Raw genomic sequence first — 12,952 nt, 5'->3', positions numbered from 1 at the left:
GTGATTCATTTTGCTAACACCAGCCCGTAGCCATACACGTTATCCTTTCCCTCCTCACCCAGATCCAGAGCGGTGTTTCTCAACAACTCCCTTAACTCGGAATTGCTCAGCGTTTTATTCTCACTCCAGTACAGTGCTGCCATACCGGTGACAAAGGGCGCTGCCATTGATGTGCCGCTGGCATAAGCGTAGGTATCCCTTGGCCATGTAGAGTAGATTTCAACACCGGGTGCTACAAGCTCAACCTCCGGTCCGCTGGCACTGAAATAAAGTGTGGTATCATTCCTGTTAATCGCTCCCACCGCGATTACAGAATCGAATTTCGCAGGATACATAACTTCATCGGTAAAGGCGTTGCCATCGCCGCTGTTGCCTGCAGCTGCAATGAGAAGAACCCCGTTGGCGTAAGCAGCATCGCAGACTTCTTCCAGAGCCTGGGAATATCGAGATGTCCCGAGGCTCATGGAGATGATGCTCATATTGTTGAGTACAGCCCACTCGATAGCTTCAATGATGTCGCTGATATAACCGCCACCGTATTTATCTAAAGCTTTGACGGCATAGAGTTGTGCATCAGGAGCAACACCCACCACGCCGATGTTGTTGTTACTGGCGGCGACTATACCTGCGACATGGGTGCCGTGGCCATTATCGTCATTGTAATTCCGGCCCTTCTTTTTGCCTACGAGGTTAATACCCCAAGTGAGCTGCTGAGGTGGCTGACTTGAAGGCCTGCCCAAGGCATGGACAAGAATATCCGGCTCAACATATTTTATGTGAGGATTTTTCTTGAGGTTTTGAATGGCGGATGCAGGAAGGTCCACATAACCTGCCTTAATAAGATTATAGTACGAGATGTTCCTTGCACCATGATTCTCTAATAAAGCCTCATTAGGTTCCCCATTGAATCCAATGATTACAGGCTGGGCCGAAACAAGAGTCACGGAGGGAAGGGCTGTTATTAGGATGTTTATTGAAATCTCATTCGGGATTTTATCCTTCATATTTTTCTCCCCTATTTTATAATCCAAATTTGGCCCCATAAAGCTGGTTGTCATTCTAGATCTTTGCAAGCTTCGCCGCACTTTCTAGTTTTTCCTCAATTAAGTGAGCTCTTCTAATATAAACGCTTTATGACCATAATACGCAACTGAAGGTGATTTTGAGCAACAGTTGTACAAAATGGTCATAAAACATAAATATAAATTGAATGTTCATAATTTTTGGTGGTGATATGTGGGGAAAGGTTTCGTGGCTTTTAGTTGTAGCTCTCCTTTGCAGTGGAATGGTTTTTGCAGTACCTGCAGGTGAGAACATTAAAAATACAAAAACTGAGAGCTACATTGTAAAGAAGGCTAAAGATGCAGGAAAAGATAGTGTAAATGGGGATATAGGTATCCAGCGGGTATATGACACTATAACTCAGGGGGAAACAAACTGGCACACCAGAGAAATAACAGGTGGAAATTTGATGACAGTCGATTTAAACTGGGGGGACACGAGCGATTCGCTCAGACTTACAATTTATACAGCCGATGGCTATAAACTGGGACCGTACTACGATAATTCTGACGGAGCAACAGACGGCAGAATTTACTTGGACATATACAATCCCAATGGATTGGGGGTGGGTACCTGGTACTTTGAGGTCTATGGTTACAGTGTCCAAGGAACAGAAGACTATTATATACAGTAAACGTAAAAATTTATACTCATGAAGCTGGCAATTTTCCTTTCCGTTCTTTTATTTTTCAATTTTATAGCTCCAGTCTATGGTGAAGCTCAGGGCGGATATGTGGTCAGACCCCACGGAGACCCCGAGTTAAATAAAATTGATAATCTGGAGGTAGACAACAGCGAAGTCGAAACGACTATTTCTTTCTGGGAACTGCCCATGTGGATCAAGCTTGCATATTTAACTGGCTTGGTTGTTGGAGCTTTTAGCCTTCTCAAGACGCTACCTGTTATTGTCGGAAGGATTAAAAATATACTGGAGAATATTCAGCGCCAGAGAATCTACAAATATGTGCTGAATAATCCTGGCACAAATATAGAGGAGCTCTCCCGTAATTTACGTATTAACAGGAGCACCCTGCGTTACCACCTAAAAGTCCTAGAGTATAGCGGTAAGCTGACTATCGAAAAAATAGGACGTTATACGAGAATCTATCAAAATTCAATGATATTTGACAATAATCAAAAATTTATTGCTGCTGCAATGAGAAAAGAGTCTGAAAGTAAGATTTTAAAAGTTATTCTTGAAAATCCAGGAATAAATAATAGAGAGATCTCAAAAATCACAGGGCTTGATAAAAGTACGGTGTCGAGACACATTAAAACTCTTATTGACGCCGGATTATTGGAAATTAAAAATGATGGAAAATTTAGGAGATATTTTATCAAAGAAAATGCTACAGATTCTGTAATTAGATTTAACTCAAGTAACTAAAATATTCTCAGGTTTCTCTTTTTATTAAATTAATAAACCGCCTCGCATCCTCGCCCATATATATGTTGTTGAAGAGCACATATGCAGCGTCGAAGCCGAGCACCTTCTCCCTGAGCCTTCCCAGCTCCTCATCGCTGTACCTGTGGCGGTAGTTTATCCTCCTGCCCTCGTAGCTCCCGTGGAGACGGAAGTAGGCAGAGCCAGAGGTAACCGGCTCCTCGCGCAGGGGGTCGACGCAGTGCACAAGCTTAAGCTCTCTGCAGAGCTCCCCCAGAAGTTCGCGATCCCAGGGAGAGCGAAGCTCCAGCGCGAGGGTCAGCCCTTCCCTGCGAATACCGCCGAAGAAGTTTTTAAGGTTTGAGATGTTTTCCTCGCTCTGGACAAAGCGCGGCGGACACTGGAAAACCACCACGCTGGCGCGCAGAGCCTGAGCTATCTCCCTGGTCCTCTCCCAGGCTGAGAAAACCTCCTCGCTGGGTTTGAAGAACCCATACCTATCCTTATCTTTAACCTCTATTCCCGCCTTCCTGTAGGTGGGACTGCTCGGCGGGTGGGTGATGAGCTGCCAGGCCTTGAGGGTGAATTCGAAGTCCTCTCCTGCGAGGTCGCGCCACCTTCGAGCTGTTTTAACCATCGGCGGAGAATAAAAGGTCTTCTGGACCTCCACCAGGGAAAACTCCTGGAAATACTTCTTCATCCCTCCCGGAAAGCCGCAGCAACCAACCTTCACCCACATCTTAATATTTAGAGAAAATTCGCCTCAGCAAGGAGTCAAAGCCCGTCTTTCTCGCCCCTTTGCCACGCCTTCTCTCGCGCACAACCTCAACACTCGCACCCCCATGGCGGGAGCGCTTTACGCGCACATCCACAAATATCGGCTGCTCCACCACATCGCCAACCACAAGAGCTTCACCGGGCTCAAGCTGCTTTATCTCCTCCTCCAGGTCAGAGGTAAAGCCCTCTATGCTCTGGCTTATGGCCTTTAAGTCATTGGGGTTGGTGACCTTGAGAATAATCTGGGTGTTGCACTGGCTTAGAACGCTCTTGTCTATCCTCGCCGGGCGCTGGGTTACAACGCACAGCCCCATTCCAAACTTTCTGCCCTCACTGGCTATTGTGCGTATAATCTTGTTGGAGGCACGCGCTCCGAAGCCGCGCTCAGGAGCAAAGTTGTGCGCCTCCTCTATGAGGAAGAGCAGAGGCGGAACCTTGCCCCTCTTACGGTCATCAAATATCTCAGCAGCTATTCGGGAGACCACGATATCCTGAATCTCAGGCTGAACGCCGCGCAGGTTGATTATGGAGGTAATCCCCCTGTGCACAAGCTCAGAGGTCTTAATAGGGGTACCCTCGAAGATCTTGCTCTCGCGGAGCATCTCAAGGCTGGTGATGAGATTCCACTTTGCCTTGCTCTCATGCTCATGAATCACGCGGATTATGTCCTCTATGCTGTAGCGCCCATAGGTCTCCACAACCTTAAGGGCCTCAAAGAGAATCCCCTTCTGGGTGTCTGTAATCTTTGTGGGGAGCATTTCTATGAAGTCGTTTATTGTAAAGCGGGTGATGTCAAGGCTGAGCTTGCGGTCCGCCTGGGGGTTGATGCTCTGGTTCGGGGTGTATTCCACAATGCTCTCATAACCCCTGGGGCTTACCATATAGTGGTCCATCAGGGAAAGTTCTCTCTGGTTGTCATTGGGATAGCGTAGGGCTGAGTATTCGCCGTGGGGGTCTATTATAACCACGGGCACCTTTTTCTCAATAAGCTCCTCAATCAGAACGCCAACAGTGTAGCTCTTGCCAGCGCCCGTCTTTGCAAGCACTGCAATGTGTTTCTGAATGAGCTTGTTGGGGTTTAGATAGACTGGAATCTTCCTGCTGTGCCCTTCCAGCAGGCCGAGATAAATACCCCTCTTTCCCTCAAGCTTTAGAGACTTTCTTATTATCGTGGCATCTGCCTCGTAAACCTTTTCACCAGGTCTGAAGGGTATCTTGGGCATCTTAAGCAGGCCATCCCTGTCTATATACCCTATAACCTTTGCATTGGCGATTATGCGCTCCTCCTGAACCTTCGGTATGGTGGTACCTGTGATTGCATTGAGAGAATAGAGGTCATTGTAGCGCTTGATTGTACGAACCTGGGCAAGAACCCAGCCGTATTTCTCATGGTTGACCTTTACATACTCCCCCTTCTCGAGGTTGGCATCCCTCGCTACGAGAAAATTGAAATCTCCATATCCAACCTCACCGAAAATCATTCCCACAATCTTTGCCATATTTACCTCATCTTAGCTTTCTTTTCTGCATAGATAAACCTTGCCAACAGGTGTAAAACAAAGGGTGACACCCCATTATTTCCACTGGAAGTCAGAGAAGTGGAGAATAAGATTGTAATAATATATGACGAGAAGTATTCAGATAAGTAATAAAGTTTCTAATATAAAAATTTTACGATTTTAAAATAATGAATTTTTAACGATAATTTTGCCCTTTGGTAAGCATGTAGATATAGAATATATTCTATAAAACGACACTTTCTTGAATTTGCAATAACTAAAAATTTTTCTGTTATAGATCGTTTTTAGAATGACTTTTCAATAATTGCAGATAGGCGGTGTTCTCAGCTCACACACTGTCAACAATTTCCACAGGAAATAAAGGGGTCTCCCAGATCATGGTGCAAAATATTTTGTATTTTGAGTATTTTATCATGATTTATTATATAAATTTATCTATTATTTAAAGGATATTACTTTTTGTAATAAAACTCCAGTGGAAGGACAGGGTGGTAACTCAAAAATATTAAATACGACAGATGTATTATACTAAGTTGGTTTGCCCCAAACCCTTATTTCAAGTGGAAGGTTGAGGAGTATATGAGTATGGAGGTCAGGAATTCCTTTGCAAGAATTTTTGAATCCTTCCTTCATCGACAGCCACTCTTCAGGAATAAAGAAGCTTTGAGGCACAGCTATACGCCAGATGAGCTTCCTCACCGTGAGGAGGAGGTAAATTCCCTTGCGACTATTCTGGCTCCTGCACTTAAGGGAGAGACGCCGTCGAACATACTTATCTATGGCAAGAGCGGTACCGGGAAGACGATTGTTTCAAAATTTATATGTCGGGAGCTGACTGAGACGGGGGAAAAGTACGGGGTTCCCATCTCTACAGTATATTTAAACTGCGAAGTTACAGATACCCAGTACCGCGTCCTTGCAAATTTGGCCAAGCACTTCGGTGAAAATGTGCCCTTCACGGGCTGGCCTACAGACAAGGTCTATGCCACATTCAAGGAAACTGTTGATGAGAGGAGGCACAATGTTGTAATAATACTGGACGAAATTGATCGCCTTGTTTCAAAGGGCGGCGACCGGGTGCTTTACAACCTCACAAGAATCAACTCTGAGCTCAGGCATGCGAGGGTTAGCATAATAGGCATCTCCAATAACCTCAAGTTTACAAGCTATCTCGATACCAGAGTGCAGAGCTCCCTCGGTGAGGAGGAGATAGTATTCAGACCCTACAATGCAACGCAGCTCGAAGATATACTCAAGCAGCGGGCTGAACTTGCCTTTGAGCCTGGAGTACTGGATGAGTATGTAATCCCCCTGTGCGCAGCTCTGGCAGCCCGCGAGCATGGTGATGCGCGCCGTGCTCTGGATCTTCTCAGGGTGAGCGGAGAGGTTGCAGAGAGGGAAAATGCGGAAATAATAACCGAGAGGCATGTTCGCAAGGCGAATGAGAAGATAGAGAGAGACAACGTCGTCGAGGCGGTGCGCACCCTGCCAACGCAGTCCAAGGTTCTCCTGTATGCGGTGATACTGCTGGAAGAGAGGGGTACAAAGTTCATAACCACGGGTAAGATATACCAGGTTTATAAGAACCTGTGCAGGGCGATTGAAATAGACCCGCTTACCCAGAGGAGAATCTCAGACCTGATATCAGAGCTGGACATGCTGGGCATACTGAACTCAACGGTTATAAGCAAGGGCAGGTACGGGAGAACCCGTGAGATAAAGCTCGAGGTCCCCCTCGGGGATATAAAACGGGTGGTGGAAGAGGACATCCGCCTGCGCAGTCTTTCAAAGTTTACTCTAGCCCAGACTAGGCTTCTTTAACTTCTTCTCACTTTTACGCTGCTCCCATTGACATTATATAGCTCACAGATGAGGATTAAAAGGGTATGAACGACGCGGAAATAGTGTCAAAATTTGTGGAGTGCGGGGTCAACCTTCACCCTGAGGTTCTGGCAGAGATAAAGAGGAGCCCTGACAGGGAGGAGGTGATAAGCAGACTTATCAATATCGCCAGAGAGGAGTCTGCAAGTGTTTTAACAGTCGAAAAGCTCAGAGAAATAAGAAAAGAGGAAAAGGTGGTTGTGCATAGGCGCTCTGAGAAAAGACTGTCTCAGGAGTACGATTCAAATCTTAAGATTAAGCGCGAGCAGGATATAACAAAGAAATCTTACTGTGAGGGCAGTATTGAAAGCTTTGTAAGCTACTTCAACAACCGCTTCGAGAGGCTGGCGAAGCTGCTTAAAAACCGTACCTCTCTCAAGGAGTCGGTGATGATAGAGCACATCAAAAGCTCCCGCTACTCCGGAGAGGTTAAGCTCATAGGCATGGTCAACGATATTCGCACAAGCAAGAAGGGACACCTTATACTGGAGCTTGAGGACCCCAGTGGCGTTGTTCCTGTGCTCATCCTCAACCAGGACAGAGGGCTTCTTGAAGAGGCAAAGGAGATAACAAAGGATGAGGTAATAGGCATAGCCGGGGTGCTCCCCAATGGGCGCGATATTGTTATAGCAAAGGAGATATTTTTTCCCGATGTGCCTGTGAACAGGGAGCCACGGAGAAGCGAGGAACCTGTGGCAGTGGCTTTGATCTCTGACACTCACGTGGGCAGCACCCAGTTTATTGAGGAGACCTTTGTGCGCTTTATTAAGTGGCTGGCCGGCGAAATGGGCACACCCAGGCAGCGTGAGCTTGCCTCCAGGGTGAAGTACCTGGTTATCGGCGGCGACCTTGTGGATGGGGTTGGAATCTATCCGGAGCAGAAGGACGAGCTTACCATCAAGGACATTCATGAGCAGTACGCTGCCTTCAGCAGATTTCTGGAGGGCGTGCCGGAGTACATTGAGATAATAATTACGCCAGGAAACCACGACGCTGCGCGTCAGGCTGAGCCCCAGCCGGCGATTGAGGAGGAGTTTGCTCCTGCTCTGTACGAGGACCCCAGGGTGCACATGGTGGGCAACCCCTGCTTTGCCAGTTTGCATGGTGTTGAGCTGGTGAGCTACCACGGCAGAAGCCTTGACGATATTATAGCGAGTATACCCGGACTGAGCTATTCTTCGCCAGCAAAGGCGATGCAGTCGATTATAAGAAAGCGCCACCTTTCACCGGTGTACGGGGGCCGAGTACCTCTCGCTCCCGAACTCTTTGATTACCTTCTGCTGGAGGAGCCTCCCGATATACTCCACATGGGGCATGTGCACAGTACGGAGGTTGAAAACTACAGGAACACCCTACTGGTCAACTCAGGCACCTTCCAGGAGCAGACCAGCTTTCAGAAGAAGATGAACATCCGCCCCACACCGGGCAAGATACCCATAATAGACCTTCAGTATATGCGAACCACAATTATGAGATTCTGTTAGGCGAGTTTTATGGAGATGGAGGAGTACTTTTCACAGCTTGAGGAGAATGTGAGGAAGGGGCTGAGGATAGCTCGCTCAGCAAGAAAGCTGGGCTATGACCCATCGCTGGAGGTTGAGATACCCCTCGCCAAGGACATGGCAGAACGTGTCGAGGGTTTGGTTGGCCCGGCGAAGGTTGCTCCGCGCATCCGCGAGCTCTGCGCAGAGATGAGCGCCGAGGAGGCGGCGATAGCCATAGCGAGGGAGATAGTACAGGACAGGTTCGGTGGCTTCGATTCGAGGGAGAAGGCGGCGGAACAAGCGCTGCGCACAGCGCTGGCAGTTCTCACCGAAGGTATAGTTGCCGCACCCCTCGAGGGCATAGTCAAGGTGAAGATAAAGAGGAACGCCGACAACAGCGAGTATCTCGCTATCTACTTCGCCGGTCCAATACGCTCTGCCGGTGGCTCTGCACAAGCGTTGGCAGTGCTTGTTGGCGACGCCATAAGGCAGGCGCTTTCGCTGGAGCGGTACAGAGCCACGGAGGATGAGGTGGAGCGGTTTGTTGAGGAGGTTGACCTTTATCACCATGAGGCAGCTCGCCTTCAGTACTACCCCAAGGCTGAGGAGGTGCGCAGGGCGGTGCGCTCTCTGCCCGTGGAGGTTACCGGCGAGCCCACCGACAGGGTTGAAGTTGCCGGCTACCGCGACCTGCCGAGGGTTGAGACCAACCAGCTTCGAGGTGGGGCTGTTCTCGTATTAGCCGAGGGTCTGCTCCAGAAGGCGGCGAAGGTGCTCAAGTATGTGCGCAAGCTCAACTTTGCAGGATGGGATTGGCTGGCTGAGCTCGTCTCGGGTAAGGTGGAGCAGAGCAAAGATCCCGGCGAGGTGGAGATAAAGCCCAACTTTAAGTACATCGCAGACCTGGTTGCTGGCAGACCTGTGCTCTCACATCCCTCTGCCAAGGGTGGTTTTCGCCTGCGCTACGGCAGGAGCAGGGCTTCAGGCTTTGCGAGCATGGCAATTCATCCTGCAACGATGGTTATAACAGACGGTTTCATCGCCATAGGTACGCAGATGAAGACTGAGCGCCCCGGTAAGGGCACCGCCGTAACGCCGTGCGATACCATCGAGGGGCCTGTGGTGAAGCTGCGCAGCGGCAGTGTTCTTCGCGTCTCCACAGTGGAGCAGGCTCAAGAGATTAAAGATGAGGTTGAAGAGATTCTGTTTCTGGGCGACATTCTAGTGAACTACGGTGATTTTCTGGAGAACAACCATCCCCTTATTCCAGCGGGCTACTGCGAGGAGTGGTGGGTGCAGGAGCTGGAGCAGGCGCTGAAGGGCAGAGAGCACTCAAAATATAGCCGCTACCTTGACCCCTCTCAGGTGCCCGGTGAGGAGGAGGCGCTGGAGTTGAGCACAGAGCTGGGCATACCCCTCCACCCCCGCTACACCTACTTCTACCATGACGTTACCAAGGAGGATTTGAAGGCTCTCGCCGAGTGGCTGTTCACCGGCAAAACCGAAGACGATGCGCTTATTCTGGATATGAGTCCCGAAAAGCGCGTCCTGGAGCTTCTTTGCGTGCCTCACCGTGTTGTTGATGGCAGGGTGGTTCTAAGGGAATACAGGGCGCTGCTTCGCTGCCTGGGCGAGGGCATGGAAGCCTTCAACGCCGCATATGAGCGTGCGAGCAGCACCATTGAGCTGGTGAACTCCTTCGGGGTGAGGGTACAGGAGAAGGCGCCAACCTACATAGGTGCAAGGATGGGACGACCCGAGAAGGCGAAGGAGCGCAGGATGTCGCCCCCTGTGAATCTGCTCTTTCCCATAGGGCGGCACGGGGGCAAGACCCGCGATGTCAAGAAGGCAGCGCAGGCTGGCAGGATAAGCGTTGATGTGGCTTACCGTGAGTGCGAAAGCTGCGGCGAAGTTGGGATTTTTACGCGCTGCGAGCGCTGCGGTGGCGAGACGAGGCTTCGCAGGGTTTGTGCATCCTGCGGGTTTGTGGCCAAAGATGAGCATGAAGCCTGCCCAAAATGCCACGGAAGGCTGAATTACTACAATCAGCGTGAGATTGACCTTAAAAAGCTGCTCTCCAGGGCGGAGGGACGGGTTGGAAGCACCGGCAACAACCTGAAGGGGGTTATAGGTATGACCTCCAGCTACAAGATGCCTGAGGCGCTGGAGAAGGGCATACTGCGCTCCCGCAATGAGGTTTATGTGTTCAAAGATGGTACAGTGCGCTTCGACGCCACCGATGTTCCGGTTACCCACATCAGACCCAGGGAGATAGGGGTAAGTGTTGAGAAGATGCGGGAGCTTGGCTATACCCGCGATTATAAAGGCAACCCCTTGGAGAGCGAGGAGCAGATAGTGGAGCTGTTTCCACAGGACATAATCCTGCCCGAGAGCGGCGCTGAATACCTTCTCCGCGTTGCGCACTTTGTGGATGAGCTCCTTGAGGAACTTTATGGGCTGGAGCCCTACTACAATGCCACCACCAGGGAGGACCTGCTGGGCCACCTGGTGCTGGGCTTAGCGCCGCACACCTCGGCGGCGATACTTGGCAGGATAGTGGGCTTCTCGCGGGCGAGCGTGGGCTACGCTCACCCCTACTTCCATGCAGCCAAGCGTCGCAACTGCTTCCACCCAGATGAGAAGATTCTTGTGCATGGGGCGGGCCACCTCAGCCTCAGGGAGCTTATAAGGTTGTGCACACTCAGAGATGAAGATAGCGTTGGAACTAAAATAATGACTCCTAAGGAGAGACTTTTTGTTACCTCCTTTGACCCAGTGACGGGTAAGGTGATTAAGGGCGAGGTAAAGGAGGTTTCTGTTCATCCTGCGCCTGAGCATCTTATCTATCTGAAAACCCGCAGCGGAAAGGAACTGCGGGTTACCCCTGACCATAGATTCCCTGTTTTCTCAGGAGGCAAGGTTGTCAAAAGGGAAGCCAGAGAAATTAAAGTTGGCGAATTACTTGCTTCCCCAAAGGAAGTTGAATGTGAAGAAAAGATTAACAAAATAGACCTTCTTGACCTAATATTGGGCAATGAGGTAGAAAAAGATATAATGATAAGAGGTTTCAGCAGAGAGGAAATTTTAGATATATTGATAAAGTTCTCAGGAGAAAAAAGTAGATACCTGTCAAAGGCATCTGAAAAACTTGGTATAAATAAAAAGCTTCTTTTTAACTATATAAGCAGGGGAAGTATGCCTCTTTGGATATTGGAGAAAATTTTTGGGGATAAAATTAAGGAATCTCTGCCGGATAGAATAAAACTCTCGATAAAGAGAGATAAAATCACCGTAAACAGATTTATCAATGACGTATCTGCTCTCGGTGAACTTCTTGGCTTCTACGCAGCAGAAGGATATACAAGATGCAAGAATAGGAATTTCTATCAGGTTAGCTTTGCTTCTAGCGATGAAGAAATTAAAGAGAGAATCACTGATCTTATTAGAACTGTTTTTGGAGTAGAAGCATCCAGAGAAGGCAAATGGAAGATTACTATTTCAAGCAGGCTTATTTATTGGTTTTTTAAAATCATTGGCGCTGGAGAAGGCGCTCATAAAAAGCGCATTCCAGCTATTATCTTTTCCAGCAGTAGAAAGGTGAGGATAAGCTTCCTTAAGGCTTACTTTGAAGGAGACGGCTTTATTGCAAAAGACCGCTATGATATCCGCTCAACTACTGTTAGCAGGAATTTGGCTCTGGACATTGCGATTCTTTTGAAAAGCCTGGGGATTGCCTGTAAGGTGACAGAAGAAAAAAGAAGGATATGTAAAGGATATGTGTATGAATTTTACAATAGAAAGGGTAAAAAAATAGAATTTAATGGATATATAATTAGAATTTCCTCTGGGAATGCATATAAATTCCTATCAGAAATAGGATTTTTAAGCTCAAGAAAAAAAGCGAGGGTTAGGGAGGTTATTGAAAATGTTCCGTTGCGTTCTGTAAGGGCAATGGCAGATGGAGGCAACGTGTGGCTTGAAGAAATTGTAGAAAGAAGAATAGTTGCTACAGATACAGAATTTGTAATTTCCTTGAATGTGGAGCCAAGTCATGTGGTGCTTATAAATGATATCTTCGCCTATAATTGCGACGGCGACGAGGACAGCGTTTTTCTGATGATGGATGCCTTCCTCAACTTCTCAAAGGCCTTCCTCCCTGCCACCCGTGGCGGGACAATGGACGCTCCCCTGGTTTTAACCACCCACCTTGACCCGAGCGAGGTGGACAGTGAGGCGCACAATATAGATGTGGTGGAGCGCTATCCTCTGGAGTTCTATGAGGCAACGCTGCGATATGCTAAACCCCAGGAGTTTGAGGGTAAGATAGAGACTGTGAGGCGGCGTCTGGGCAAACCCCATGTTTATCATGAGCTTGGCTTCACCCACGATACCAGCGACATCTCCGCTGGAGTTACTGTCTCAGCCTACAAGACGCTGAAGGAGATGGTGGACAAGCTTGAGAAGCAGCTCTCCCTCGCCGGGAAGCTGCGCAGTGTGGATGAGCGTGACGTGGCGAGAAGGGTGATAGAGACCCACTTTCTGCCCGACTTGGCTGGAAACCTGCGCGCCTTTGCCACGCAGAAGGTGAGGTGCGTCAACTGCAATGCAAAGTACCGCCGGGTGCCTCTGCTGGGGCGCTGCCGGCGCTGCAACGGAAAGCTGGTGCTGACTGTGGCAAGGGGAAGTGTGGAGAAGTACCTGAATGTGACCGAGAGGCTTCTGGATAAGTATTCGCTGGAGGACTACCTGAGGCAGCGCGTGAAGATACTGCGCATGAGCATAGAGAGCATATTCACCGACGAGAGTGTGGAGCAGAAGAAGCTGGGGGATTATTTTGGGTGAAA

At 48.9% G+C, this 12,952-nt stretch carries 8 protein-coding genes; 5 read left to right on the top strand and 3 right to left on the bottom strand.

All coding sequences use genetic code 11. From position 1 onward, the window contains the following. Window positions 1–5 precede the first annotated feature (5 nt). Window positions 6–1,004 (bottom strand): S8 family peptidase, encoded by a 999-nt coding sequence (locus ACXJJW_RS02535; RefSeq protein ID WP_456474151.1) that lies wholly within the window; start codon window positions 1,002–1,004, stop codon window positions 6–8. A gap of 206 nt (window positions 1,005–1,210) precedes the next feature. Between ACXJJW_RS02535 and ACXJJW_RS02530 the strand changes: the two genes are divergently transcribed. Together ACXJJW_RS02530 and ACXJJW_RS02525 are read left to right on the top strand one after the other, a co-directional pair. Beyond that, the gene (locus tag ACXJJW_RS02530; protein WP_456474150.1) at window positions 1,211–1,696 is read left to right on the top strand and encodes a hypothetical protein; all 486 of its coding nucleotides are present in this window, start codon (window positions 1,211–1,213) and stop codon (window positions 1,694–1,696) included. An 18-nt stretch (window positions 1,697–1,714) separates the two neighbouring features. Further along, window positions 1,715–2,449 (top strand): winged helix-turn-helix transcriptional regulator, encoded by a 735-nt coding sequence (locus tag ACXJJW_RS02525; protein WP_456474149.1) that lies wholly within the window; start codon window positions 1,715–1,717, stop codon window positions 2,447–2,449. A gap of 7 nt (window positions 2,450–2,456) precedes the next feature. On the opposite strand, the gene ACXJJW_RS02520 is transcribed toward ACXJJW_RS02525, so the two are convergent. Beyond that, window positions 2,457–3,185 carry a DUF72 domain-containing protein gene (locus ACXJJW_RS02520; protein ID WP_456474148.1) on the bottom strand — a complete coding sequence of 243 codons (729 nt, stop codon included), beginning with the start codon at window positions 3,183–3,185 and terminating at the stop codon, window positions 2,457–2,459. Window position 3,186: 1 nt separating this feature from the next. Next, window positions 3,187–4,722 (bottom strand): helicase HerA domain-containing protein, encoded by a 1,536-nt coding sequence (locus ACXJJW_RS02515; RefSeq protein ID WP_456474147.1) that lies wholly within the window; start codon window positions 4,720–4,722, stop codon window positions 3,187–3,189. 606 nt (window positions 4,723–5,328) lie between these two features. Between ACXJJW_RS02515 and ACXJJW_RS02510 the strand changes: the two genes are divergently transcribed. The 3 genes from ACXJJW_RS02510 (at window position 5,329) to polC (ending at window position 12,950) form a co-directional block, all read left to right on the top strand. Then, window positions 5,329–6,564, top strand: a complete 1,236-nt coding sequence (locus tag ACXJJW_RS02510) for an ORC1-type DNA replication protein (protein WP_456474195.1) — start codon at window positions 5,329–5,331, stop codon at window positions 6,562–6,564. A gap of 65 nt (window positions 6,565–6,629) precedes the next feature. Further along, complete coding sequence (locus ACXJJW_RS02505) at window positions 6,630–8,108, top strand: DNA-directed DNA polymerase II small subunit (RefSeq protein ID WP_456474146.1); 1,479 nt, start codon at window positions 6,630–6,632, stop codon at window positions 8,106–8,108. A 9-nt stretch (window positions 8,109–8,117) separates the two neighbouring features. Next, window positions 8,118–12,950 carry a DNA polymerase II large subunit gene (gene polC / locus ACXJJW_RS02500; protein WP_456474145.1) on the top strand — a complete coding sequence of 1,611 codons (4,833 nt, stop codon included), beginning with the start codon at window positions 8,118–8,120 and terminating at the stop codon, window positions 12,948–12,950. Window positions 12,951–12,952: the final 2 nt, after the last annotated feature.

The sequence above is a fragment of the Candidatus Pyrohabitans sp. genome (assembly GCF_054014795.1).
This window is presented reverse-complemented; position numbering and strand designations above follow the sequence as displayed.

Excerpts from the sequence above, each read along its gene's own strand:
- ACXJJW_RS02535 (WP_456474151.1), bottom strand. The coding sequence starts at position 1,004 with ATGAAGGATAAAATCCCGAATGAGATTTCAATAAACATCCTAATAACA.
- ACXJJW_RS02530 (WP_456474150.1), top strand. The coding sequence starts at position 1,211 with ATGTTCATAATTTTTGGTGGTGATATGTGGGGAAAGGTTTCGTGGCTT.
- ACXJJW_RS02525 (WP_456474149.1), top strand. The coding sequence starts at position 1,715 with ATGAAGCTGGCAATTTTCCTTTCCGTTCTTTTATTTTTCAATTTTATA.
- ACXJJW_RS02520 (WP_456474148.1), bottom strand. The coding sequence starts at position 3,185 with ATGTGGGTGAAGGTTGGTTGCTGCGGCTTTCCGGGAGGGATGAAGAAG.
- ACXJJW_RS02515 (WP_456474147.1), bottom strand. The coding sequence starts at position 4,722 with ATGGCAAAGATTGTGGGAATGATTTTCGGTGAGGTTGGATATGGAGAT.
- ACXJJW_RS02510 (WP_456474195.1), top strand. The coding sequence starts at position 5,329 with ATGGAGGTCAGGAATTCCTTTGCAAGAATTTTTGAATCCTTCCTTCAT.
- ACXJJW_RS02505 (WP_456474146.1), top strand. The coding sequence starts at position 6,630 with ATGAACGACGCGGAAATAGTGTCAAAATTTGTGGAGTGCGGGGTCAAC.
- polC (WP_456474145.1), top strand. The coding sequence starts at position 8,118 with ATGGAGATGGAGGAGTACTTTTCACAGCTTGAGGAGAATGTGAGGAAG.